The organism is Lysinibacillus capsici, from assembly GCF_020217405.1.
GTDB classification, from domain to species: domain Bacteria; phylum Bacillota; class Bacilli; order Bacillales_A; family Planococcaceae; genus Lysinibacillus; species Lysinibacillus capsici.
Window position 1 is genome coordinate 1,146,924 of the sequence record NZ_CP084108.1, and the last position, 25,888, is coordinate 1,172,811.

Here is a 25,888-nt window from a genome sequence, read left to right on the forward strand (position 1 = left end):
AACAAAATTGGATAAAATGACACTGACACATAATAGATAAAAACGCTCGATTGTGTATTGGATAATTGACTTGTTTAAAAGCGTAATACTAGCCAAAGGCAAAAAATGCCTGAAAGGTGCAATTTAGGCTTTTAGACAAGGAGATTACCTTGACACAGACGGGCGCTTTTCGTTATGATACAAATGACTAATAGCGGGAGGAGAAACATTCGATGCTACTTGAAAAAACAACACGCATGAACTTTCTCTTCGACTTTTATCAAGCATTATTAACAGATAAGCAAAGAAGTTATATGGAGCTATACTATTTGGATGATAACTCTCTAGGAGAAATCGCTGAATCGTATGGTGTTTCACGCCAAGCTGTTTACGATAATATTCGTCGAACTGAAGCGATGCTTGAGGAATATGAAGAAAAATTATGTTTACTTGAAAAATTTAAACAACGTACCCAAATGCTGTTACAGCTAACACAGGGGATTACAGAAAAAAGTATGACAGCTGAAGAGCAGTTAGCACTTATTGAGCAGCTGAAAGAATGGGATTAGGAGGCGAAAGCAATGGCTTTTGAAGGATTAGCGGAACGACTCCAAGGAACGATCCAAAAGATTAAAGGCAAAGGGAAAGTATCAGAGCAAGACGTTAAAGAAATGATGCGAGAAGTCCGATTTGCTTTAATTGAGGCGGATGTTAACTTAAAAGTAGTCAAAGAATTCGTGAAAAAGGTAAGCGAACGTGCTGTCGGTGTTGATGTTATGCAAAGTTTAACACCAGGTCAGCAAGTTATTAAAATTGTACAGGATGAACTAACAGAATTAATGGGGGGCGAACAAAGTCCCATTAAGTTTAATACGAAGCCACCCACTGTCATTATGATGGTTGGTCTACAAGGTGCGGGTAAAACGACCACTACAGGTAAATTGGCAAATGTTCTACGAAAAAAATATAATCGTAAACCATTATTAGTTGCCGCTGACGTTTATCGTCCAGCAGCTGTCCAACAACTACAGACATTAGGAAAACAGTTATCACTACCTGTTTTTGCGTTAGGTACTGAGGTATCTCCTGTAGAAATTGCACGTCAGGCAATTGAATTGGCAAAGGAAGAGCATCATGATGTAGTGATTATCGATACAGCTGGTCGACTTCATATCGATGAAGACCTAATGCAAGAGTTAAAGGATATTCGTTCATTAAAAGAGCCAGATGAGGTTTTCCTAGTTGTTGATGCCATGACGGGTCAAGATGCAGTCAATGTAGCAGAAAGCTTTAATGAAGCAATCGGTATTACTGGGGTTGTTTTAACAAAACTTGACGGTGATACGCGTGGTGGTGCTGCATTATCTATCCGTTCTGTGACACAAAAACCAATTAAATTTGTCGGGATGGGCGAAAAAATGGATGCGCTTGAACCATTCCATCCAGAGCGTATGGCATCTCGTATATTAGGTATGGGCGATGTTCTGTCTCTTATCGAGAAGGCTCAGGCAAATGTAGATGAAGCCAAGGCAAAAGAATTAGAAGAAAAGTTTAAATCTCAAACATTCACTTTTGATGATTTTGTCGAGCAATTACAGCAAGTCAAGAAAATGGGCCCTCTTGATGAAATTTTAAAAATGCTACCAGGTGCTAACAAAATCAAAGGCTTAGATAATGTAAAAGTTGATGATAAGCAAATGGGTCGTGTAGAGGCCATTATTTACTCGATGACGCCTGCTGAAAAGACCAACCCAGAAATCATTAATGGTAGCCGTAAAAAGCGTATTGCGAAAGGCTCTGGGACATCTATTCAAGAAGTGAATCGTCTCATTAAACAATTCGATGAAATGAAAAAAATGATGAAACAAATGACTGGAATGGCAAGTGGTAAAGGGAAGAAAAAAATGAAATTACCAGGCTTTGATTCATTGTTTAAATAATAATTTTTAGGTGTTAAGAAAAAACACTTTACAAACAACCTAAACATTGATAATATACTATCTTGTGTGAAACTTATTCGGAGGTGCTATTAAAATGGCAGTTAAAATTCGCTTAAAACGTATGGGAGCTAAAAAATCTCCTTTCTATCGTATCGTAGTTGCAGACGCTCGTTCACCACGTGACGGTCGTCAAATCGAAACAGTTGGAACTTACAACCCACTAACTCAACCAGCTACTGTAAACATTGATGAAGAGAAAGCTCTTAAATGGTTAGCTGACGGTGCAAAACCATCAGATACAGTACGTAACCTGTTCTCAGAACAAGGTATCATGGAAAAATTCCATAACCAAAAATTCAGTAAATAATCGGGGGCGACGTCTTTGAAGCAGCTGATTGAAGCAATCGTTTTACCGTTAGTCGATTATCCAGAAGAAGTTCGTATTGAGACGGATGAAAATGCAAATCGAATTGTTTATAAACTTTTTGTTCATCCAGAGGATAGAGGGAAAGTCATAGGCAAGCAAGGGCGAGTAGCAAAAGCGATTCGTACAATTGTTTATTCAGCGGCAGGTAGTCACCATCAAAAGAAGACCTACGTCGATATATTGGATTAATAGAAAAGATTTTCACGCTCTTGCAACAAGTACTAGTGAGTCCTGATAGGTGTGTTTACATGTCGCTTAGGAGTTCGAAGTGGCCTTTTAGTATAAAGCGTAAAATCTGGACGAAAAAGGAGGGAGCTTGTAGGTTCCTTCCTTTTTTTATCTTTTTTTAGCATCAGCATATCGCTATGATCTGTTTAAGTGGAAAATAAAGCTTAAATAAGGAGTATAGCTAAAGGATATTGCTTATATTATTGTTGACAAGACAAATGCGTCTTAGCTAAAACTACATTCTTCCAAAGCACATCTGCAAGAACGGAACCTTATTGGGATGAGCCAGATGCTTTGTGAAGATAAGCATGTTTTTACGAGGTGAAATAGAATGGAATGGTTTAATGTAGGTCGAATTGTCAATACGCATGGTATTCGTGGTGAGGTACGTGTATTATCGACAACAGACTTTGAGGAAGAGCGCTTTACAGTAGGAAATAAGCTTGCTGCCTTTAAAAAGGACGATAAGAAGCCAACCTGGGTAACGATTGAATCTGTGCGTCGTCATAAAAACTTTATTTTATTAACTTTTGAAGGCATGAACAATATCAACTTGGTTGAGCCACTTAAAGAAGGCATGCTGAAAGTGACAAAAGATCAAATGAGTGATGATCTTCTTGAAGAAAATGAGTTCTTTTTCCATGAAATAATAGGCTGCACAGTTATTTCTGAAGAGGGCGAAACAATCGGTGTTGTAGCAGATATCCTGCAAACAGGGGCAAACGATGTATGGGTAGTGAAAGGGACTAAGAAAGAACACTATATCCCTTATATAGAAGATATCGTGAAAGATATTGATGTTATGGACAAAAAAATAGTCATTCATGTTATGGAAGGCTTATTATGATGAATATTCATGTATTGAGCCTGTTCCCTGATATGTTTTCAGGCGTTTTTGGTGCATCTATTTTAAAGAAGGCCCAAGAAAAGAGAGCTGTAAATTTAGAGGTAACGGATATTCGTACATTCTCAGGGAACAAGCATAATCAGGTTGACGACTATCCATATGGTGGTGGTGCAGGTATGGTATTAAAGCCTGAACCGATGTTTAGTGCAGTAGAGGCTATTACTGCAGGTAAACAGCCACGTATCATATTAATGTGTCCCCAGGGTGAACGATTTACGCAGAAAAAAGCAGAGGAGCTAGCGCAGGAAACAGAGTTAGTGTTCCTGTGTGGTCATTATGAAGGCTATGATGAGCGTATACGGCAGCACCTCGTGACAGACGAGATTTCCATTGGCGATTTTGTCTTAACAGGTGGAGAATTAGGCGCTATGACTGTTATTGATAGTATAGTGAGATTGTTACCAGGTGTCTTAGGACAAGAGGATTCTCATATCCAGGATTCTTTTTCAACAGGTCTCCTTGAGCATCCACATTATACACGTCCTGCGGAGTTCCGTGGCATGAAGGTACCTGATGTTTTATTATCGGGGAATCATGCTAAAATCGAGCAATGGCGAGAGGAACAGTCGCTGAAGAGAACTTTTGAGCGCCGTCCTGACTTACTGGAGCAATACCCATTAACAGACAAGCAAAAATTGTATCTAGAAAAACTAAAAAACAATCGTCTAGATGCTTGATTGCCGAATCTATTTATGATAACATCTAATCTGTACTTCTATGTGGAGTACTGAATTACGGTGTTCCGCTGTGGCATATGATTGCGTGCATGAGCATCTGTCTAAGGAGAGAAAACAATGTCAAACATTATTGCAGAAATTACAAAATCTCAGCTTCGCTCTGATCTACCAACTTTCCGTCCTGGTGATACTGTTAAGGTACACGTGAAAGTAGTAGAGGGTACTCGTGAACGTATCCAAATTTTCGAAGGTGTAGTAATTAAACGTCGTGGTGGCGGAATTAGCGAAACTTTCACAGTTCGTAAAATTTCTTACGGTGTAGGTGTTGAGCGTACATTCCCTGTACACACACCAAAAATCGCTAACTTAGAAGTTGTACGTCGTGGTAAAGTACGTCGTGCTAAACTTTACTACCTACGTAACCTACGTGGTAAAGCTGCTCGTATTAAAGAAATTCGATAATTATGACTTAAAAGTGAGGGGCTTGTGTTCAAGCCTCTTTTCTTTTTGCTTGTCATCTTTATTGACTATCATCTAAAATGGTGTTAGACAAGGGGGCAATTCTCAATGGAAAAACAAGTGAAAGAAAAAAATGAATTATGGGAATGGACAAAAGCACTATTAATTGCATTTGCGATTGCTGCAGTTATTCGATATTTTTTATTTACACCCATTGCAGTTGATGGAGAGTCCATGATGCCAACCCTTGAAGATGGCGACCGAATGATTGTGAATAAAATTGGTTATAAAATAGGTGAGCCTAAACGTTTTGATATCGTTGTATTTCATGCACCTGAACAAAAAAATTACATAAAGCGTGTAATTGGATTGCCAGGAGATACACTAGAGTATAAGGATGATCAATTGTATATAAATGGTGAGCCAATTGATGAACCCTATTTAGATGCCTATAAAGCGCAAATCACAGAGGGCACTTTAACAGAAGATTTCACCTTAAATGACATTGATGTTTCCTTGGATAGCAATACCATTCCTGAGGGGTATATCTTTGTTATGGGAGATAATCGTCGATATAGTAAAGACAGTCGACATATTGGCCTTGTGAACCAAAAAGAAATTATTGGTAATACCAGTCTGATTTTCTGGCCATTTAGTGACATAAAAATTGTAAAGTAATGTATGAAAGGGAGAGCATAATCACTCCCTTTTCTTTTAGTTTAGGAGGTATAGCTGTGACGATACAATGGTTTCCAGGGCATATGGCTAAAGCCCGACGTGAAGTAACTGAAAAATTAAAGCTTGTCGATATTATCTTTGAATTAATAGATGCACGTTTACCGCTATCCTCACGTAATCCGATGATTGACGAAGTCATTAACCAGAAACCGCGTCTTTTGATCTTAAATAAAGCGGATATGGCAGATGAACAAGAAACACGGAAATGGGTAGAGTATTTTGCAAAGCGTGGCCATAAAGCTGTAGCCATTAATTCACTTGAGGGTAAGGGCTTACAGCAAGTCACAAAAGCGGCGCAAGAGATTTTAAAAGAAAAATTTGATCGCATGAAAGCAAGAGGAATGAAGCCTAGAGCTATTCGTGCCATGATTGTGGGTATTCCAAACGTGGGAAAATCCACATTGATTAATCGATTAGCGAAAAAAAATATCGCTAAAACGGGCAATACACCAGGTGTGACAAAGGCACAGCAATGGATCAAAGTTGGTAAAGAGCTTGAACTATTGGATACACCAGGTATTTTATGGCCAAAGTTTGAGGATCAAGAAGTAGGCTTTAAATTAGCTTTAACTGGAGCTATTAAGGATACTATTACAAATATGGAAGACCTAGCTGTCTATGGGTTGCGATTCTTATCTAATCATTATCCAAAGCGTATGGATGAGCGTTACGGTCTCGAATTTATCCATGAGGAGTTAGTGGATACTTTTGACCATATTGGTAAGCTACGTCGTGTATTTGGTCCTGGTGGAGAAATAGATTATGACCAAGTAGCTCAACTAATTGTTCGAGATATCCGAGGATTACAATTAGGTAAACTTACCTTTGATTTTGTGGATGAGCAGTTAGAAAAAGAAACTGAACAATTATAAGTATTTAAAACTGTCACACGTTCTTTTGTGACAGTTTTTCTTTTAGGAATACATTTTTTAACCGATAATGACTATAGAGAGGAAAATAGTTTTCAAGTTAAAGAGACTACATAAGAACTGAACATGCTATAGTTTGAATGAATAGAAGCAAGAAGGAGTACACAATGAAAACCATTAAGGAAATTACAACTGCATTGAAAGCTGCTGAGGAATGGCAAGATTGGATGAAAGAAATTACAGCAGATGAAAGAGCAGGTGTACAAAAGGCATGGCTAACTTGGCAAAAGAGACAAGATAAAAAACATCAATTACTGCAAGAGCATCAAAAAAAAGTTGCATTCGATTTAAGCTATGGGAGAACAGATACATTTATTGCTGGTGTAGATGAAGCAGGACGGGGACCGCTAGCAGGGCCAGTCGTAACGGCAGCAGTAATTTTACCGACAAATTGTGAGGCACTTGTTGGTCTGAACGACTCAAAGCAATTATCGAAGGACAAACGAAACTGCTTTGCAACATTAGTTAAAGAGCATGCCGTAAGCTATTTTATTCACTTTCAATCTGCCCAACAAATTGATGAACTGAATATATATGAAGCAACAAAACAATCTATGAAGGTAAGTGTTGAATCATTGTCGACAAAGCCTGATGTTGTTTTAGTAGATGCTATGACATTACCTATTACAATTCCTCAAGATTCGATTATAAAAGGAGATGCAAAGAGCTTAGCGATAGCAGCCGCATCCATTTTAGCTAAAACGGCACGGGATGAGTATATGGAGCAATTAGACGAGGAATTTCCAATGTATGGCTTTGGTCAACATGCGGGGTATGGGACAAAGCAACATTTAAAAGCGTTAGAGGAATTTGGACCGACTATTCACCATCGTAAATCATTTGAACCAATAAAATCTATGTTTTCATAAAGCTAAAAAACAATAGACAATTACACGAAGGAGTAATTGATGAAAGGAGTATGTATATGACAGCCACATCATTTAATCCAATTCAACTGCAGCAAAATGCAATGACTTCGACAAATCAACCACTTGCTTTAAAACAAGGACAAGTATTTCACGGAACAATTAAGCAATTATATCCAGATCAAATGGCAGAAATCCAAGTAGGTAATCAAAAATTTATAGCTAAACTCGAAGTGCCGTTAAAAGCTGGGGATGCCCATTTCTTTCAGGTAACAGGGACAAATCCACAAACGGAATTGAAAATAGTGACTGGACCGATGGCGCAGGCATCTACACCAAGTCAGCAAATTAATCAGTTATTAGAATCCATGAATTTACCTAAATCACCAGAGATGCAGCAATTATTAGGGCATTTTATGAAAGCGCAGCTACCCATTTCTAAAGAACAAATGCTGCAAGCTGAAATGTGGTTAAAGGCATTACCAGAGGGTATATCAAAAGTAGATGCTCTACAAACCATTCAAAAAATGATAGAGCTAAAAATGCCTATGATAAACGATGTGTTTCAAGCATTGATGAGTGGTCAAAAGACATCTGGTATGACCGCTATCATGGATAACTTTGCTCAACTTTTAGCGAAGGATACAACTCTATCTGAGTCATTGAGGCAAAATTTATTGCAACAAGTACAAGCGATTGCCAAGCCCTTTGAAGTTGAAACAGGTAGTGCAGTGCTTGCAAGGCTTTTACAAAGTTTAACGAATAGTGCTGCAACAGTGAATGAAAAAATGCAAGCTTTATCAATGCTAAAAGAGTCGGGGATTCTTCCTCAGCAGGCTACATTGCAAAACTGGTCAAAAATAGAAGCAAAAGCCTTTCAGCCAATACAGCAAGCTGGTCAAGTTATTCAAACCATTCTTGCTACAAAGCCAGAAAATGCTAGTCAACTGGTGGAACAGCTTAAATCATGGACCGGAAGTCAAAATTTATTAACGAATGAGCAAAAACAGCATATCAATCAGCTGGTGGATCGTTTTAATCAGTTACCAGTATCAAAACAAACGCTAGAGGTTTTTGCTAAACAAATGCAGGATCAGTTATTAAAAGCATTTACTCAAAATACAGCTGATCGTTTATTTACACAGGACGCCCATGCACTTTCAGTGAAAGATCATTTGTTATCCCTATTTAAGCAAGAGGCCAATTCTCCTTCACAGAATGAGGCACTTATGCGCAATCTGGTGAAAAATAGTATTAATTCTTCGCAATCATTTATACAGCAAGTTGTGACACTAGCAGATGCACAAGTACAAAATTCAATGGATAGTAAAGCGATGGAGCATGCACTTAAAACGGTGTTGAAAAATTTAGGAATTAGCTATGAGGCAACACTAGGAAACAGGTCGGCTGATTTACAAATGATTGCGCATCAGCTAAAGCCACAACTCCATACATTATTGCAGGAAACTAATATACCACCTCAAATGAAGGAAGCGGCAGAGATGCTTATGACGCGTATGAATGGAATGCAGTTATCTTCAGGAGAAAATGGTCATCAACATCAGCTCATCATGCAAGTCCCACTTGAATTTTTTGGAAAGAAGATGGATGCAACCTTACAATGGAATGGTCGCATGAAAGATAATGGCAAAATTGATGCTAATTATGCACGCGTATTATTTTATTTACAAATGGCATCTATGCAAGAAACAGTGATTGATATGCAAGTTCAAAATAGAGTTGTCACAGTAACGGTCTTTAATGAAAATTCGGAAATTCAATCACTTGCTGAGCCGTTGAAGGCTGCTTTAAAAATTGGGCTGGCTGAAAAAAATTATCAACTTTCAGGTGTGTTTATTAAACAATTTGACAAAGGGCAAACGGAAAAAGTAGGTCCTGTAGTAGAACAGCGAGAGGAGCAGAGTGGGGTGGATATCCGCGTATGAGCGAAGAAAAATTTACTCGGAAAGAGGCAATTGCGCTTACGTATAAGCTTGGTCAATTTGATAGTCCCACTGTTGTAGCAAAGGGGAAAGGGAAAATTGCCGAGAACATTTTGGCAAGAGCAAATGAGCATAATGTGCCGATTTATGAGGATCCTAACCTTGTGCAGTTGCTTGGTCAATTAGATTTAAACGAGTCTATTCCGGAAGAATTATATCAGGCAGTAGCAGAAGTTTTCGCATTTATTTATCGTTTGGACCAACAACATGCGCAAAAATATAGAAAAAATGAATTATTCTGATTATTTTTACAAGCTGTTTTAGTACACAAAATAGAAAAAAGCGTCATAATAAGAGAGAAAATTCGAACTAAAGACAAAGTGTAGACTTTATCAGAATCTTTCGTTAGAATAGTCTATGTTAGTAAAACAATTCTATGCAAATGTTTGATGGGAGGATGTATTATGAATATCCATGAATATCAAGGGAAAGAGATTCTGAGAAAATATGGTGTAGCTGTACCAAACGGAAAAGTTGCTTTTTCCCCTGATGAAGCAGTAAAAGTAGCGAAGGAACTTGGCTCAAACGTAACAGTAGTCAAGGCGCAAATCCATGCAGGTGGACGCGGTAAAGCAGGCGGTGTCAAAATCGCTAAAAACCTTGACGAAGTGCGCACATACGCAAAAGAGTTATTAGGAAAAATTTTAGTGACTCATCAAACAGGTCCAGAAGGAAAAGAAGTAAAACGTTTGTATATTGAAGAGGGTTCTGATATCCAAAAAGAATACTATTTAAGTCTAGTATTAGACCGTGCTACATCTCGTGTAACAGTGATGGGATCTGAAGAAGGCGGTATGGATATTGAAGAAGTAGCAGAAACAAATCCGGAAAAAATCTTCAAAGAAGTAGTAGATCCTGTTGTTGGATTAACAAGCTTCCAAGCACGTCGTATGGCGTTTAATATGAACATTCCAGCAAACCTTGTAGGGAAAGCTGTTAAATTAATGTTAGGCTTATATCAAGCATTTATCGACAAAGATGCATCAATTGTAGAAATTAATCCACTTGTGGTAACTGGACAAGGCGAAGTAGTAGCATTAGATGCTAAATTCAATTTTGATGCCAATGCATTATATCGACATAAGGATATTGTCGAATTACGCGATTTTGACGAAGAAGATGCAAAAGAAATCGAAGCTTCAAAATATGACCTAAGCTATATTTCATTAGATGGAAATATTGGCTGTATGGTTAACGGTGCTGGTCTTGCCATGGCAACTATGGATACAATTAGTTATTATGGCGGAAGCCCTGCTAACTTCCTAGATGTAGGGGGCGGTGCTACAGCTGAAAAAGTAACAGAGGCTTTCAAAATTATCCTTTCTGATTCAAACGTAAAAGGCATTTTTGTCAACATCTTTGGTGGAATTATGAAGTGTAACATTATTGCTGAGGGTGTTGTAACGGCTGCTAAAGAGATTGGTTTAGCTGTGCCATTAGTTGTACGTTTAGAAGGTACAAATGTTGAACTTGGGAAAGAAATTTTAAATGCATCTGGTTTAAACATCGTTGCAGCGGATTCAATGGCTGACGGTGCACAAAAAATTGTGGGACTAGTAGGCTAAGGAAGGCAGGGAGAACAATGGCTGTATTTATTAACAAAGATACGAAGGTAATTGTACAAGGGATTACGGGCGAAACAGCTCTTTTCCATACGAAGCAAATGCTTGAGTATGGTACTAAAATCGTAGCAGGTGTAACACCAGGTAAAGGTGGGCTTGAAATCGAGGGAGTTCCTGTTTTCAATACAGTAGCAGAAGCTGTAGCTGCAACAGGTGCTACAACTTCAGTTATCTATGTACCTGCACCATTTGCGGCAGATGCAATTTTAGAAGCTGTTGATGCTGAATTAGAATTAACAATCTGTATCACAGAGCATATTCCTGTCCTTGATATGGTTAAGGTTAAACGTTATATGGAAGGCAAAAACACTCGCCTAGTAGGTCCAAACTGCCCAGGTGTTATTACAGCTGATGAATGTAAAATTGGTATCATGCCTGGTTATATTCATACAAAAGGCCATGTAGGAGTTGTTTCTCGTTCTGGTACATTAACATATGAAGCAGTACATCAATTAACACAAGCTGGAATTGGTCAAACAACTGCAGTAGGTATTGGTGGAGACCCTGTCAACGGTACAAACTTCATTGATGTGCTTGAAGCCTTTAATAATGATCCAGAAACTTACGCAGTCGTTATGATTGGTGAAATCGGTGGTACAGCTGAGGAAGAAGCAGCTGCATGGATTAAAGCAAATATGACAAAACCTGTTGTAGGCTTTATTGGTGGACAAACTGCACCTCCTGGCAAACGTATGGGTCACGCTGGAGCAATCATTTCTGGTGGTAAAGGAACAGCAGCGGAGAAAATTAAAGCAATGAACGAAGCTGGTATTGAAGTTGCAGAAACACCTTCTGTAATTGGTGAAACATTGATTAAAGTAATTAAAGAAAAAGGGCTATACGAAAAGTGTAAAACCCATTAAAATGGAAGATGTAGCCATTACGGCTACATCTTTTTCATTACTTATACACTGTTTATCATACTTCATTCAACAATTACCTACTTACTTATGAAAAAATCAACAATTTTGGGGCAGATTTTATAAATAATAATGCAATGTTGTGTTGAAAATTATCATGCGGTCATTTAATTTCTTCTATTATAAAAGGAGGTTTATTGAATGATTCTCGCAGTAGATACGCAGAGATTACTAGCCTTACATTATGTATACCCATTACCACTTCAGAAACTTCAGCAACTGTTGTCCCCTGTGAATATTTTAAGCTCTTTTGAAGACATTCATTATGACGACATCGCAAAAGTTTTACAAATATCGGCACATAAAGCACATCAACTTTCTCAGCGCTTTCGACAAATTATGACAACACCACTTGAAGAGGCCTATGCACAGGCTAATATTTTTCCCATCCCGTTTTATCATCCCTATTTCCCGGCGCAATTATTTGAAATATCAAGTCCACCTACTGTATTGTATGTGAAAGGTCAATATTCCCTGTTAACAAACAAAAAACAGATAGCTATTATAGGCTCTAGGAAGGCGACAGCGTATTCAAAAAGAGCGATAGACTTAATTGTCCCGCCGCTTATTCAACGTGATTATACGGTTGTTAGTGGGCTTGCAAGAGGTGCAGATACAATGGCACATAGGGCGACTATCGATATGGGCGGTCATACAATAGCAGTGCTTGGACATGGTTTTAATTATCTCTATCCATCAGAAAACCGCATTCTTGCTACACAAATGGCAGAGCACCAGTTATTAATGACAGAATATCCCCCTTATATGAAGCCTGAAAAATGGCATTTCCCAATGCGTAACCGGATCATTAGTGGTTTATCTCGAGCATTAGTTGTGACAGAAGCGGCATTAAAAAGTGGCACGCTTATTACAACAGAGCTTGCATTAGAGCAAGGAAAAGACGTGTTTGTGGTACCAGGACCTATAGACGCAACTCAATCAAAAGGGACAAATCAATTGCTTTTTGAAGGAGCAATTCCCATAGTGAATGGTCATCAAATCATTGAAACATTAGACCTCTTTTCTAACAAAAATTGAAAAAAAGTTGCATTATCTTAAAATCTGTTATACATTTTGCAACAGGTAACTTAAAAAATTAGTAATAGACCTCGCTAAGGGGGAGACATAGATGGCGGATTATTTAGTGATTGTAGAATCACCAGCAAAAGCAAAAACAATTGAACGTTATTTAGGAAAGAAATATAAGGTGAAAGCGTCGGTTGGACACGTACGGGATCTTCCACGTAGTCAGATGGGCGTTAGCGCGGAAAATAATTTTGAGCCTAAATATATTACGATACGTGGTAAAGGACCTGTGTTACAGGAATTAAAGTCTGCAGCTAAAAAAGTAAAGAAAGTTTATCTAGCGGCCGATCCAGACCGCGAGGGAGAAGCCATTGCTTGGCACCTTGCGACTGCATTAAATATTGATATTCACTCAGATTGTCGTGTTGTATTTAATGAAATTACTAAAGATGCAATTATAGAGTCTTTTAAAAATCCACGTCCAATTAACATGGACTTAGTAGATGCGCAGCAAACAAGACGTATATTGGATCGACTTGTTGGCTATAACATTAGCCCAATTCTATGGAAAAAGGTGAAAAAAGGTTTATCAGCAGGTCGGGTACAATCTGTAGCACTACGCATGATCATTGATCGTGAAAATGAAATTAAAAACTTCCAACCTGAAGAATATTGGACAATCGAAGGAACGTTTGAAAAAGGAAAAAAATCATTTGATGCCCTTTACTATGGGAATGGTAAAGACAAAATAAAATTAACAAATGAAGCACAAGTAAAGGCAATTTTAAAAGATGTTAAAGGAACAAACTTTGATGTTGTCAATGTAACGAAAAAGGAACGTAAGCGTAATGCTGCACCAGCCTTTACAACATCATCTTTACAGCAAGAAGCAGCACGAAAATTAAATTTCCGTGCTAAGAAGACCATGATGCTAGCTCAGCAATTATACGAAGGTATAGATATTGGAAAAAAAGAGGGGACAGTCGGGCTAATTACTTATATGCGTACTGATTCCACACGTATTTCTGATACGGCAAAAGCAGAAGCGGTTACGTACATTGAGGGCAAATATGGAAAAGAATACATTGCAACAGATATAAAACAAACAAAGAAAGCTTCAAATGCACAGGATGCGCACGAAGCAATACGTCCAACAAGTACAATGCGGACACCGGATGAATTAAAGGCGGTACTTAGCCGTGATCAGCTACGCTTATATCGCTTAATTTGGGAGCGCTTTATTGCGAGTCAAATGGCACCAGCAGTACTTGATACTGTAGCTGTAGATCTTCAAAATGGTGATGTTTTATTCCGTGCAAATGGTTCACAAGTTAAATTCGCAGGCTTTATGAAACTATATATTGAAGGTACTGATGATCAAACGGAAGAGACGACAAAACTTTTACCTGAGATGGAAATTGGTGATCAAGTAAAATCGCTTGAAATCGAGCCTAAACAACATTTTACACAGCCACCACCACGTTATTCTGAGGCGCGACTTGTTAAAACAATGGAAGAACTAGGAATTGGGCGCCCGTCCACATATGCACCGACCCTCGATACAATTCAGCGCCGTGGCTATGTTGTATTAGATGCTAAACGCTTTATGCCAACAGAGCTAGGAGAGATCGTACACCAACTCGTACTAGAATTTTTCCCAGATATCATAAACATCGAATTCACCGCACAAATGGAACAAGATTTAGATGATATTGAAGAAGGCAATCGACAATGGAAAAAAGTTGTGGAAGAATTTTATAAGGACTTTGAAGTCCATGTAAAACATGCAGATGAAGCTATGGAAAAGGTTGTCATTAAAGATGAACCTGCAGGGGAAGACTGTGAGCTTTGTGGATCTCCAATGGTCTTTAAGCTTGGACGATATGGCAAATTTATGGCTTGTTCTAATTTCCCAGATTGTAGAAATACAAAAGCAATTATGAAGCCTATTGGTGTGAAATGCCCTTCCTGTGAAACTGGCGAGATTGTGGAGCGAAAAAGTAAAACAAAGCGTCTATTCTATGGTTGCAATCAGTATCCTGAATGTGAATTTGTCTCATGGGACAAGCCAATTAATAGACCATGTCCAAAATGTAGTGCATTATTAGTAGAGAAAAAGATAAAAAAAGGTGTGCAAATTCAATGTACGAAGTGTGACTATGAAGAAGCACCAACTCAATGATAGGAAGATGGTAAGAAACATGACTGAACAAGTAGTAAATGTTATTGGAGCAGGACTGGCAGGTAGTGAGGCAGCTTGGCAAATTGCTAAGCGGGGTATAAAAGTGAAACTTTATGAAATGCGTCCAGTAAAGCAGACTCCAGCGCACCATACTGATAAATTTGCAGAACTTGTTTGTTCTAACTCATTGCGGGCAAACGGTTTAACAAATGCTGTAGGCGTTATAAAAGAAGAAATGCGTATGTTAGATTCTGTTATCTTAAAGGCAGCAGACCAATGTTCAGTACCTGCTGGAGGGGCCTTAGCAGTAGATCGTCACGAATTTGCAGGGTATGTAACTGATACTGTGAAAAACCATCCACTTGTGGAGGTTATTCATGAAGAAGTCACAGAAATTCCAGAAGGTATTACAGTTATTGCAACAGGACCTTTAACTTCAAAAGCTTTAGCTGAAAAAATTCAAGGTTTAACAGGTTTAGATTATTTATACTTTTACGATGCAGCAGCACCTATTATCGAAAAAGATAGTATTGATATGAATAAAGTTTATTTAAAATCTCGTTATGATAAAGGGGAAGCGGCTTATTTAAACTGTCCTATGACAAAGGAAGAATTCGATCGTTTCCGCCAAGCATTAATCGAAGCTGAAGTTGTACCATTGAAGGAATTTGAAAAAGAAATTTACTTTGAAGGTTGTATGCCAATAGAAGTCATGGCAGCTCGTGGAGAGAAAACTATGTTATTTGGTCCGATGAAGCCAGTAGGTCTTGAGGATCCAAAAACAGGAAAACGTCCATATGCAGTTGTTCAACTTCGTCAAGACGATGCAGCAGGCACGCTTTACAACATTGTAGGCTTCCAAACGCATTTAAAATGGGGGCCACAAAAGGAAGTGCTACAGCTTATTCCTGGGTTAGAGAATGTAGAAATTGTTCGCTATGGCGTCATGCATAGAAACACCTTCATTAATTCACCGAAAGTTTTAGAAAAAACATATCAACTTCGTGAGCAAAAGAATATTTTCTTTGCAGGTCAGATGACTGGTGTAGAAGGCTATGTTGAATCAGCAGGTAGTGGATTAATTGCAGGAATAAATGCAGCTCGTTTAGCATTAGGACAAGAGCCCGTTATTTTCCCATTCGAAACGGCATTAGGAAGCATGGCGCGTTATATAACAGAAGCGCAGTCGAAAAACTTCCAGCCTATGAATGTAAACTTCGGTATTTTCCCTGACTTACCACCTGGTCGTCGTTCTAAACCAGAGCGTGCGGAAATGCATGCAGCACGCGCAATAAGCACAATTCGAAATTTTGTGAATTCACAAACAATTTAATTGCCAAAAGCCTCTAAAAGTTGTTATACTCTTAGAGGCTTTTTCTTTTTGTAGACAAAATGCTTAATTAGACGTATTTTATTATTTTGTATGGAGTTTTTCTCAAAATATAACTATTTACACTTGCTATATTATGAAGATAGGTTTAGTGTCAATATGTATGTTTATTAATGATAAGAAAAACGATACAAACTTGTAAGAGATGACAAAGAATTGTATATCCGTTATATTACAAGTGTCAGTCATTTAAGAAAATTATTAATAAATTATTGGTGGTGAATCTTTCTGTGTTAGTTTCGTCCCAAGATGCACTCGAACAGTTCATGCTTTACATCCAAGTTGAAAAGAACTTCTCTGTTCATACAGTGCGAGAATATGAATCAGACCTGCTAGATTTTTTAACCTTTTTACAAACGGAGGGAATCGATGATTTAGCAAGTGTTGAATATATACATGCACGTCTTTATGTAACAAAGTTGTACGATGAGAAAAGGGCAAGGGCTTCTATTTCAAGGAAAATTTCCTCGATACGCTCCTTTTTTCGCTTTCTAAATAGACAGTACGGATTAGATGACGGAGCATTTCGTTCGCTTTATCATCCGAAAAAAGAATCACGTTTACCTAATTTTTTCTACGAAGAGGAATTGAAACAGTTATTTGATGCGAATACTGGTGATGATTTGAAATCATTAAGAAATATAGCTATATTAGAGCTGTTATATGCAACAGGTATTCGTGTGAGTGAACTGACATCAATTCAAGTAGAGGATGTAGATTTTCATTATTCGATTATACGAGTAATGGGCAAAGGTCGAAAAGAACGAATCATTCCATTTGGTCAATTTGCGAGTTTAGCAATGCAGGACTACATAGAGCAAGCTCGTCCACGATTGATGAAAAAAACGAATCATCTGCAGTTGTTTGTCAATATGCGTGGTGGGGAACTTACTCCTAGAGGGGTACGTCATATTTTAAACGAAATGATTGACAAGGCCTCACTCCATACAAAAATTTACCCACACATGCTTCGCCATACTTTTGCTACTCATTTATTGAATAATGGCGCAGATTTGCGGACGGTGCAGGAGTTATTAGGTCACTCACATTTATCTTCTACACAAGTTTACACACATGTAACAAAAGAGCATCTTCGTCAAACATATATGAATGCTCATCCAAGGGCATAATAGAGCTAAGGAGGAAGGTAGATGGGACAAATTCATGCAACAACGATATTTGCGGTTCATCATAACGGAGGCTGTGCCATGGCTGGTGATGGTCAAGTAACATTGGGAAATGCAGTTGTGATGAAGGGTACAGCAAGGAAGGTCAGACGTCTGTTTAATGGGCAAGTCCTCGCTGGTTTTGCAGGTTCAGTTGCTGATGCCTTTACACTTTTTGAAATGTTTGAAGGCAAATTAAATGAGTATAACGGTAATTTACAACGCGCAGCCGTTGAGGTAGCGAAGCAATGGCGTGGTGATAAAATGCTGCGCCAGCTAGAAGCGATGCTACTAGTAATGGATAAAACGACTTTATTACTCGTTTCGGGTACAGGAGAAGTGATTGAACCTGATGATGGCATTTTGGCCATTGGTTCTGGGGGCAATTATGCATTGTCTGCAGGTAGAGCATTAAAAAAATATGCAGGTGAAACAATGACTGCTCGTGAAATTGCTGAAGCGGCATTAGAAACAGCTGCTGAAATCTGTGTATTTACAAATCATAATATTATCGTGGAGGCGCTGAACTAATGACACAAAAAAATTTAACGCCAAGACAAATTACTGAGCATTTAGATCGTTACATTGTTGGGCAGAATGAAGCTAAGCGAGCAGTAGCTATTGCGTTACGAAACCGCTATCGTCGTTCGTTGTTAAATGAAGATATGAAGGCTGAAGTTATTCCGAAAAATATTTTGATGATTGGGCCAACTGGTGTCGGTAAAACAGAAATAGCCAGAAGAATTGCAAAGCTTACCAATGCCCCTTTTGTAAAAGTTGAAGCGACAAAGTTTACTGAAGTAGGCTATGTGGGTAGAGATGTTGAATCAATGGTCCGTGACTTGGTAGAAGCTTCTCACCGTCTAGTTAAAGAAGAAATGATGGAGTCTGTGAAGGAACAAGCAGAAGAATTAGCAAATGAAGCAATCGTGAAACTTTTGGTGCCTTCTTTACGTAAAAAACAGGCGATGCAAAATCCGTTTGAAATGCTATTTGGTGGGAAAGAACAACCAACAAATGATGATTCATCAGCAGATGATGGAGAAGTTCGCTCGAAACGTGCTCAAATTGCCATTGATTTACGCAATGGTAAGTTAGAAAATGAGTGGGTTACTGTAGAGGTAACAGAACAAAATCCATCCATTTTTGATGCGTTACAAGGAACAGGAATGGATATGTCTGCGAATAGTGGTATGCAGGATATGCTATCTAGTTTAATGCCTAAAAAACAGAAAAAACGCCGTGTGCAAGTAAAAGACGCGCGTCGTATTTTAACAATAGAAGAAGCAAATAAGCTGATAGATGCTGATGAAGTAGCACAGGAAGCCATTAATAGAGCTGAGCAAACGGGTATCATTTTTATTGACGAAATCGATAAAATTGCTAGTAAAGAAGGAAATACTTCGGCGAATGTCTCCCGCGAAGGAGTTCAACGTGACATTTTACCAATTGTAGAAGGTTCTACTGTCACTACGAAGTATGGTGCAGTGAAAACAGATTATATGCTGTTTGTTGCTGCTGGGGCATTTCATATGTCAAAACCATCAGACCTAATTCCCGAGTTACAAGGCCGTTTTCCAATTCGGGTAGAGCTTGAAAAATTAACAAAACAGGATTTTGTCCGTATTTTACAAGAACCAGATCAATCATTAATTCTGCAATATAAAGCGCTTTTAGAGACAGAAGGCGTAGAAATTCATTTCACGACAGATGCTATTGAACGGATTGCTGAGATAGCAACTGAAGTGAATCAGGAAACAGACAATATTGGAGCTCGTCGTTTACACACGATATTAGAACGTTTACTGGAAGAACTATCGTTTGAGGCATCTGAGATTGCGCCAGCGAGTATCCCAATCAATGCGGCGTATGTGGATCAAAAACTTGCGGGAATTGTAAAAAACAAAGATTTGTCACAGTTTATACTGTAAGATAAAGCTGATTAGTATCATTCAATAGTAAAAACCTTTAGAATATTTAGTAAATACTCTTCGGATTATTTATAGGAGGAACATATAATGAATTTATTAGAAAAAACACGTAAAATTAACTCGATGCTTCAAGCTTCTGCTGGTAAGCCTGTAAACTTTAAGGAAATGGCAGATACACTAGGAGATATCATTGATAGTAATGTCTATATTTTAAGCCGTAAAGGTAAATTATTAGGTATTTCAATTCACCAACAAATTGAAAATGAACGTATGAAAAAAATGTTTGAAGAGAGACAATTCCCAGAAGAATACACACATAGCTTATTTACGATCTCTGAAACATCTTCAAATTTAGATATTAATAATGAACATACTGCTTTCCCAGTAGAAAATAAAGATTTATTCCAAAATGCTTTAACAACAATTGTACCAATCGTTGGCGGTGGTGAGCGTTTAGGCACATTAATTCTTGCTCGTTTATCTTCACAATTTGAAGATGATGATCTAATTTTAGCTGAATATGGTGCAACAGTAGTTGGTATGGAAATTTTACGTGAAAAGTCTGAAGAAATTGAAGAAGAAGCTCGTAGCAAAGCTGTCGTGCAAATGGCTATTAATTCACTTTCGTACAGTGAGTTAGAGGCAATTGAACACATTTTCGAAGAACTTGATGGTAATGAAGGTTTACTAGTTGCTTCTAAAATTGCTGATCGAGTGGGTATTACACGCTCAGTGATCGTAAACGCATTACGTAAACTTGAATCAGCTGGTGTCATTGAATCTCGCTCTTTAGGCATGAAAGGTACTTATATTAAAGTGCTAAACGATAAATTCTTAAATGCTTTAGCAGAAATTAAAATGAAATAAATACTTCTTTTAAGAAGCTAATGAAAGCGTCTATGGTAAACATAGACGCTTCAGACTGTAGACAAACTCAATGAATTTTGAGTTTGCCTACAGTCTTTTTTCTTTTACAATAAAATAAAGTAAAGCCGTTGATTTCCACTACGGGCGGACGCTTTCCGCGGGCGGGGTCGAGCTGCTTCCCTCGCTCCACTCAGTCCAGGATCTCGACTTTCCCGCTTTTCCCGCAGGAGTCGCCACCATTCGTTCCAATCAACTTCTACATAAAGAATTCCTTATTCATCTATTGATAAAAAGTACACTTTCGAGGTGATCAACCATGATGACGAAAAATCAAATCAATGAACGTGAACAATTAGAAATGCTAACGATTGATCAATTAGTTCCCCAAGATCATTTAGTACGAAAACTAGAGGCGGCTATTGATTTTTCATTTATCTATCCTTTAGTAGAACATCTCTATTCACCTAATGGGCGTCCTAGTATTGATCCTGTTGTTCTCTTTAAAATGACGTTTATTCAGTACGTTTTTGGTATACGGTCCATGCGTCAAACCATCAAAGAAATTGAAACGAATATGGCGTATCGTTGGTTTTTAGGATTTGGCTTCCATACAGAAGTTCCGCATTTCTCTACCTTTGGTAAAAATTATGTCCGTCGCTTTCAAGATACTGATCTATTTGAGCAGATATTCTATCGTATATTAAAAGAGATTATGCATCAAGGACTCCTCCATGCAGACCATTTATTTATCGATTCTACGCATGTGAAAGCGAGTGCGAATAAACGAAAGTATGATAAAAAAGTTGTGCGAAAAGAAACACGGGCTTATGAAGAGAAACTTCAATTAGAGTTAAATATTGATCGTGAGGAACACGGAAAAAAGCCCTTTTCCCCGGAGAAATTTGAAAAAGAAGAATGGAAAGAAATAAAGGAAAGCACGACAGATCCTGAAAGTGGCTATTACGTGAAGGATGAACGTACAAAACAGTTTGCGTATTCTTTTCATGCAGCGACAGATGAAAAGGGCTTTGTCTTGGGTGCCATTGTGACTCCGGGAAATGTGCACGATAGTCATGTATTACAGCCACTTGTGGAAAGAGTCATTAAAAACGTTCAAAAACCATTAGCTGTTGCGGCAGATGCAGCCTATAAAACACCCGCAATTACAAACTTTTTATTAGAGAATCAAATGTTGCCTGTTCTTCCTTATACACGTCCTAAAACGAAAGATGGTTTCTTCCGAAAGCATGAGTATATATATGATGAGCACTATAATTGTTATCTTTGTCCACAAGGACAGATATTGAAGTATACGACAACGACTAAAGAAGGGTATCGTCAATATAAATCGAATCCTTTGATTTGTGCGAAGTGTCCGAGCCTATCCCAATGTACAGAAAGTAAGCAACATCAAAAACTCATTCAACGTCATATTTGGGAATCATATGTAGAGGAAGCAGAACATTTACGTCATTCCAATGAAATCAAACAAATCTATGCAAAGCGCAAAGAAACGATTGAGCGTGTCTTTGCCGATGCAAAGGAAAAGCATGGTATGCGATGGACAACCTTAAGAGGTCTAAAAAAATTGTCCATGCAGGCGATGCTTACTTTTGCTGCCATGAATTTAAAGAAACTGGCTACTTGGACGTGGCAAGTAGCTTAAGAGAGCAACTATGCTCGAAGCGTATGTTGGATTTGGCAATGTATGACCAAATATCAAGACGACATAGGAAGAAAAATGACAAAAGCCCTCGAGAGTGAACTTCTCGAGGGCTTTTGTCTACAGTCTGAAGCGTCTATGGTAAACATAGACGCTTTTTATGTTGTTGAAAAAGATAATTTGAAAAAGACCTTTTAGAAAGGTGAGGGGGTGCATTAGGGTTCGTCATCGTCCATTTTAGAGGCGTGGACAATGAATCCGTTAGTCGACCATGAGGAAAAGTGACCTTTCAGACTAGCGATCGTAATTTTTGCTTTTAATGTAGAACGGTGGAGTAGAAGGCTAATTGATTCCCTTGTGAGAAAGGGGAGACTTTAAACAGAGCGGTAGTTTTGTACACCTGCTTAAGTAGTTTAAACTGAGTGAGAGAGAAGTGTAGTGGCAAGTATGTAGCGTGGAATGAAAGCCTTTTTCATCTTTCGTAAAATGTATTGTTTTTCAAAACTATGATGCTGTCTATGGTAAATATAGACGTTTTTTTGTGTATTTTCGAAATTTTAGGGCACTTATTTTTTAGAGTATTAATACAAAAACATGGATTTCGTTGCTTTTATCCTAAAAATGTTCGATAATTTGTCACGACGATTAGCATATAAAAAATGCTGGTATGTTACTTTGGAATAATGGTGAATAAACTTATGGTCACTCTATAAAAAATACTCCCACAGTGATCGAACTAGTAAAAAGGGACCTTTATTTAAAAGGATTAAAAAAGGCGATTAACCTCATAAAAAGGCATTTTTCACAATAAAATCGTAAACACTGTCGAAATGGTGTAAAATAACTAGATGATTATTAATCCTTACTGAAGCCTAGAGACACAAAGGATGGGGAAGTTTTGTCATGGTTAAGGAGTAGAAAAAATAGGGCGTATAGACTATTAAAAAGTGACAAAAGACAATAGACACTAGGTATCATCTTAATTACAATTGTATTATTGGATAAATTAACAAGTACATAGATTTTAAATAAAATGAGGTGAGCAGTTTTGAATTTATTTGGAGGAACTATTAGTAGCCTGGAAAATGGACTTTCCTATGCCACTTTAAATCATAAAACAATCGCAAATAATATCGCGAATGTCGATACACCTAATTATAAGGCGAAAAATGTTAGTTTTAAGGATATGTTGGAAGAGCAGAAGAGCATAGCTATTTCTGCATACCGCACTGATAATAGACATTATGATTTCACGTTTCGACAAGCTACACCAGGTGTCAATATTGTTGAGAACTTGCGATATAGAAACAATGGGAATGCTGTAGATATGGATGCTGAGCAAGCGAAATTAGCAGAGAATCAAATTTATTATAATGCTCTAATCGATCGTGTTAATGGGAAATTAAACACATTGAATACTGTTATTAAAGGAGGTAAGTAATAGATGTCTATTTTTCATGGGATGAATACCACTGCCTCCGCTTTAACAGCGCAGCGTTTACGTATGGATGTTATTTCTTCTAATATGGCTAACATGGATACAACTCGCGCTCGTCAAGTAAATGGGGAATGGGAACCATATCGACGTAAGTCCGTGACGCTGTCAGCACAAGAAGGACAATTTTCAAATTTTTTGAATGTAGCACTAGGTAAAAATGCAAAAAGTGGTGTTGGTAATGGTGTAAAAATTACTCGAATCTCAGAAGATCAAGAAACACCTTTCAAACTTGTATATGACCCAACTCATCCAGATGCAAATGCAGATGGTTATGTAAACATGCCCAACGTCGACCCATTGAAAGAAATGGTTGATTTAATGTCGGCTACTCGTTCTTATGAGGCTAATATAACTGTATTTAATGCGAATAAATCCATGCTTACAAAGGCTTTAGAGATTGGTAAATAAATTTAAGTAGAAAGGAAGATACATACATGGCCATTTCGTCCATTTCGCTAATGACACCTACTCAGGTTGTAAATAACACGAATAAGCTGAATGCTACACCTTATGAAGCGCAACAAAGCTTCGCGAACTCGTTAAAAGAAGCAATTGCAAAGGTAAATGATCAACAAATAACTTCTGATAAGTTTACTCAGAAGCTAATTAAAGGTGAAGATGTGGAGTTGCATGAAGTGATGATTGCTTCGCAAAAGGCAAGCATTACCCTAAATGCAACAATTGAAGTTCGCAATAAGGTGATTGAAGCTTACCAAGAAATAATGCGCATGAGTGTTTAATTTTATTGTAAAGAGTAAGTAAACTCTTTTCAATATAGATTAACAACCACCACTTAGAGTGGCTCATTATGTTCGCAAATTATTGATGGCTAGGTTATTCACTATAACCGGAGGATTCATAATGAATGAACGATTGACAAAAATAAAAAACGACACCAGTCAATTTTGGACAAGTCGAAGTAAAAAGCAAAAAATAGTTATGATTGGCTCCGTAGTAGGTGTAATCGCATTAGCAGCAATTGTGACATTTTTTGCTTCCAAAACTACATATGTTCCACTTTATAAAGATTTATCAACACGGGAAATTGGACAAGTAAAGGAAGCGCTAGATTCCCAAGGTGTGACCTATCAAATTGCTCCAGGTGGAACATCTATTTTAGTGCCAGAAGAGCAAGTTGACTCCTTATTAGTGCAATTAGCTTCAGAGGGGTATCCACAAACAGGTTCAATCGATTACTCATTTGCTAATAGTTCAGGATTTGGTATGACTGATAATGAATTTAACCTATTAAAAAAAGCAGCTACTGAAACTGAAATTGCTAAACTTTTCAAAAATTTGGAAGGTGTAAAAGATGCAAAAGTGATGATTACTGTTCCTGAGGAAGGTGTATTCGTAACGGATGTTCAAGGAGAGGCAACCGCATCTATCGTTTTAAATACTGATCCTGGCTATAAATTTACAGAACAGCAAATAACTACAATGTACAATTTAGTGTCAAAAAGTATTCCGAATTTAAAGACTGAAAATATCGTGATCTCTAACCAATTTTCAGAGTACTTTGATCTGAATGCCGCAACAGCTGATGGTACTTCCACAACAACAGCTGAAGGCCAATTACAAATGAAGAAATTGGTAGAACGAGATCTACAACGTCAAGTGCAAAATATGCTTGGAACGTTGATGGGACAAGATAAAGTAATGGTTTCTGTCACAACGGATATTGATTTCAAGAAAGAAAATCGTGAAGAAAATCTTGTGACACCTGTTGATGAAGAGAATATGGAAGGTATTGCCATAAGTGCTCAGCGAATTACAGAGCAATATTCTGGTACAGGAGCAGCTGCCGCTGCTGGAACCCCTGAAGCTGAAACAACTACTGATAACTTCACAACTTATAATGAAGGTGCAGCAGGAAATGGTGATTATGAACGTACGGAAGAGACAATTAATAATGACGTGAACCGTATACGTAAGGATATTCAAGAAGCTCCTTATAAAATTCAGGATATTGGGATTCAAGTAATTGTTGAACCACCGACAGCAACTGACGCAGCGTCATTACCAGATGGTGTTCAAGAAGATATTGAGAAAATTTTAAGTACAATTGTACGTACAACAATTTCCAAAGACGTAGCAGCAGAACTTACTCAAGAGCAGATCGATGAAAAAGTGGCGGTATCTGTACAACCATTATACGGTAAGGCAACAGAGGTAGCTGATGAAAAACCAATCATTCCATGGTGGGTTTGGGTTATCGGGGGTATCTTGTTAGCTGTTATCTTATTACTAGCATTCTTCATTATCCGTTCACGTAAACGTGCGAAGGAAGAAGAAGAGTTAAGTATCCTAGAAGAACAAGAAGAATTAATGGTTGATGATATTAATGAAGAAATTGAAACGGAAGCTACAATGCGTCGTAAGCAGCTAGAAAAAATGGCCAAAGAAAAGCCAGACGATTTTGCAAAGTTACTGCGTAGTTGGATTGCTGAAGACTAACTAGGAGGTTCGG

General features: G+C 37.9%; 26 protein-coding genes. All 26 read left to right on the forward strand.

Going from position 1 to position 25,888, the window contains the following annotated elements; genetic code table 11:
* Positions 1 to 212: 212 nt before the first annotated feature.
* Positions 213 to 548, forward strand: coding sequence for a putative DNA-binding protein (locus LCP48_RS05355; protein ID WP_004269413.1), 336 nt, complete (start codon positions 213 to 215; stop codon positions 546 to 548).
* A gap of 12 nt (positions 549 to 560) precedes the next feature.
* On the forward strand, positions 561 to 1,919 hold the full coding sequence (gene ffh, locus LCP48_RS05360; RefSeq protein WP_004269412.1) for a signal recognition particle protein: 1,359 nt from the start codon (positions 561 to 563) through the stop codon (positions 1,917 to 1,919).
* A gap of 94 nt (positions 1,920 to 2,013) precedes the next feature.
* Positions 2,014 to 2,286 carry a 30S ribosomal protein S16 gene (gene rpsP, locus LCP48_RS05365; protein ID WP_004269411.1) on the forward strand — a complete coding sequence of 91 codons (273 nt, stop codon included), beginning with the start codon at positions 2,014 to 2,016 and terminating at the stop codon, positions 2,284 to 2,286.
* Positions 2,287 to 2,301: 15 nt separating this feature from the next.
* Positions 2,302 to 2,535, forward strand: coding sequence for a KH domain-containing protein (locus LCP48_RS05370; protein ID WP_004269410.1), 234 nt, complete (start codon positions 2,302 to 2,304; stop codon positions 2,533 to 2,535).
* Positions 2,536 to 2,905: 370 nt separating this feature from the next.
* A complete protein-coding gene (rimM, locus tag LCP48_RS05375) occupies positions 2,906 to 3,421 on the forward strand; it encodes a ribosome maturation factor RimM (protein ID WP_004269409.1) in 516 nt (171 codons plus the stop codon).
* Entirely contained in the window at positions 3,421 to 4,158 is a 738-nt protein-coding gene (trmD, locus tag LCP48_RS05380) for a tRNA (guanosine(37)-N1)-methyltransferase TrmD (RefSeq protein WP_004269408.1), read from the forward strand. The genes rimM and trmD overlap by 1 nt, the downstream gene beginning before the upstream one ends.
* A gap of 117 nt (positions 4,159 to 4,275) precedes the next feature.
* A complete protein-coding gene (gene rplS / locus LCP48_RS05385) occupies positions 4,276 to 4,620 on the forward strand; it encodes a 50S ribosomal protein L19 (RefSeq protein ID WP_004269407.1) in 345 nt (114 codons plus the stop codon).
* Between the two features lie 105 nt (positions 4,621 to 4,725).
* On the forward strand, positions 4,726 to 5,295 hold the full coding sequence (gene lepB, locus LCP48_RS05390) for a signal peptidase I (RefSeq protein WP_004269406.1): 570 nt from the start codon (positions 4,726 to 4,728) through the stop codon (positions 5,293 to 5,295).
* A gap of 56 nt (positions 5,296 to 5,351) precedes the next feature.
* Entirely contained in the window at positions 5,352 to 6,227 is an 876-nt protein-coding gene (ylqF, locus tag LCP48_RS05395) for a ribosome biogenesis GTPase YlqF (protein WP_004269405.1), read from the forward strand.
* Between the two features lie 164 nt (positions 6,228 to 6,391).
* Positions 6,392 to 7,153 (forward strand): ribonuclease HII, encoded by a 762-nt coding sequence (locus LCP48_RS05400; RefSeq protein WP_004229288.1) that lies wholly within the window; start codon positions 6,392 to 6,394, stop codon positions 7,151 to 7,153.
* Between the two features lie 56 nt (positions 7,154 to 7,209).
* Positions 7,210 to 9,096: a hypothetical protein gene (locus LCP48_RS05405; RefSeq protein WP_004229285.1), complete on the forward strand. Its 1,887-nt coding sequence runs from the start codon at positions 7,210 to 7,212 to the stop codon at positions 9,094 to 9,096.
* The gene (locus LCP48_RS05410) at positions 9,093 to 9,395 is read left to right on the forward strand and encodes an EscU/YscU/HrcU family type III secretion system export apparatus switch protein (protein WP_004229283.1); all 303 of its coding nucleotides are present in this window, start codon (positions 9,093 to 9,095) and stop codon (positions 9,393 to 9,395) included. The genes LCP48_RS05405 and LCP48_RS05410 overlap by 4 nt, the downstream gene beginning before the upstream one ends.
* Positions 9,396 to 9,557: 162 nt before the next feature.
* Complete coding sequence (gene sucC, locus LCP48_RS05415) at positions 9,558 to 10,718, forward strand: ADP-forming succinate--CoA ligase subunit beta (RefSeq protein WP_004229281.1); 1,161 nt, start codon at positions 9,558 to 9,560, stop codon at positions 10,716 to 10,718.
* Positions 10,719 to 10,735: 17 nt separating this feature from the next.
* Entirely contained in the window at positions 10,736 to 11,638 is a 903-nt protein-coding gene (gene sucD, locus LCP48_RS05420) for a succinate--CoA ligase subunit alpha (RefSeq protein ID WP_004229280.1), read from the forward strand.
* A 198-nt stretch (positions 11,639 to 11,836) separates the two neighbouring features.
* The gene (dprA, locus tag LCP48_RS05425) at positions 11,837 to 12,733 is read left to right on the forward strand and encodes a DNA-processing protein DprA (protein WP_009371148.1); all 897 of its coding nucleotides are present in this window, start codon (positions 11,837 to 11,839) and stop codon (positions 12,731 to 12,733) included.
* Positions 12,734 to 12,824: 91 nt separating this feature from the next.
* Complete coding sequence (gene topA / locus LCP48_RS05430) at positions 12,825 to 14,903, forward strand: type I DNA topoisomerase (RefSeq protein ID WP_004229276.1); 2,079 nt, start codon at positions 12,825 to 12,827, stop codon at positions 14,901 to 14,903.
* Between the two features lie 19 nt (positions 14,904 to 14,922).
* Positions 14,923 to 16,236, forward strand: a complete 1,314-nt coding sequence (gene trmFO, locus LCP48_RS05435; protein WP_004229274.1) for an FADH(2)-oxidizing methylenetetrahydrofolate--tRNA-(uracil(54)-C(5))-methyltransferase TrmFO — start codon at positions 14,923 to 14,925, stop codon at positions 16,234 to 16,236.
* 287 nt (positions 16,237 to 16,523) lie between these two features.
* The gene (xerC, locus tag LCP48_RS05440) at positions 16,524 to 17,423 is read left to right on the forward strand and encodes a tyrosine recombinase XerC (RefSeq protein WP_004229272.1); all 900 of its coding nucleotides are present in this window, start codon (positions 16,524 to 16,526) and stop codon (positions 17,421 to 17,423) included.
* 21 nt (positions 17,424 to 17,444) lie between these two features.
* Entirely contained in the window at positions 17,445 to 17,990 is a 546-nt protein-coding gene (gene hslV / locus LCP48_RS05445; protein WP_004229270.1) for an ATP-dependent protease subunit HslV, read from the forward strand.
* Positions 17,990 to 19,390, forward strand: a complete 1,401-nt coding sequence (hslU, locus tag LCP48_RS05450) for an ATP-dependent protease ATPase subunit HslU (protein WP_004229268.1) — start codon at positions 17,990 to 17,992, stop codon at positions 19,388 to 19,390. The genes hslV and hslU overlap by 1 nt, the downstream gene beginning before the upstream one ends.
* 87 nt (positions 19,391 to 19,477) lie before the next feature.
* Positions 19,478 to 20,257, forward strand: coding sequence for a GTP-sensing pleiotropic transcriptional regulator CodY (gene codY, locus LCP48_RS05455; protein ID WP_004229266.1), 780 nt, complete (start codon positions 19,478 to 19,480; stop codon positions 20,255 to 20,257).
* A 316-nt stretch (positions 20,258 to 20,573) separates the two neighbouring features.
* Positions 20,574 to 21,923: an IS1182 family transposase gene (locus LCP48_RS05460; RefSeq protein ID WP_225340765.1), complete on the forward strand. Its 1,350-nt coding sequence runs from the start codon at positions 20,574 to 20,576 to the stop codon at positions 21,921 to 21,923.
* A gap of 1,045 nt (positions 21,924 to 22,968) precedes the next feature.
* Positions 22,969 to 23,361, forward strand: a complete 393-nt coding sequence (flgB, locus tag LCP48_RS05465; protein WP_004269305.1) for a flagellar basal body rod protein FlgB — start codon at positions 22,969 to 22,971, stop codon at positions 23,359 to 23,361.
* 3 nt (positions 23,362 to 23,364) lie between these two features.
* A complete protein-coding gene (gene flgC / locus LCP48_RS05470) occupies positions 23,365 to 23,826 on the forward strand; it encodes a flagellar basal body rod protein FlgC (RefSeq protein ID WP_004269304.1) in 462 nt (153 codons plus the stop codon).
* 26 nt (positions 23,827 to 23,852) lie between these two features.
* Positions 23,853 to 24,158: a flagellar hook-basal body complex protein FliE gene (fliE, locus tag LCP48_RS05475; protein ID WP_004269303.1), complete on the forward strand. Its 306-nt coding sequence runs from the start codon at positions 23,853 to 23,855 to the stop codon at positions 24,156 to 24,158.
* A gap of 121 nt (positions 24,159 to 24,279) precedes the next feature.
* Positions 24,280 to 25,875 carry a flagellar basal-body MS-ring/collar protein FliF gene (gene fliF, locus LCP48_RS05480; protein ID WP_004269302.1) on the forward strand — a complete coding sequence of 532 codons (1,596 nt, stop codon included), beginning with the start codon at positions 24,280 to 24,282 and terminating at the stop codon, positions 25,873 to 25,875.
* The last annotated feature ends 13 nt before the right edge of the window (positions 25,876 to 25,888 follow it).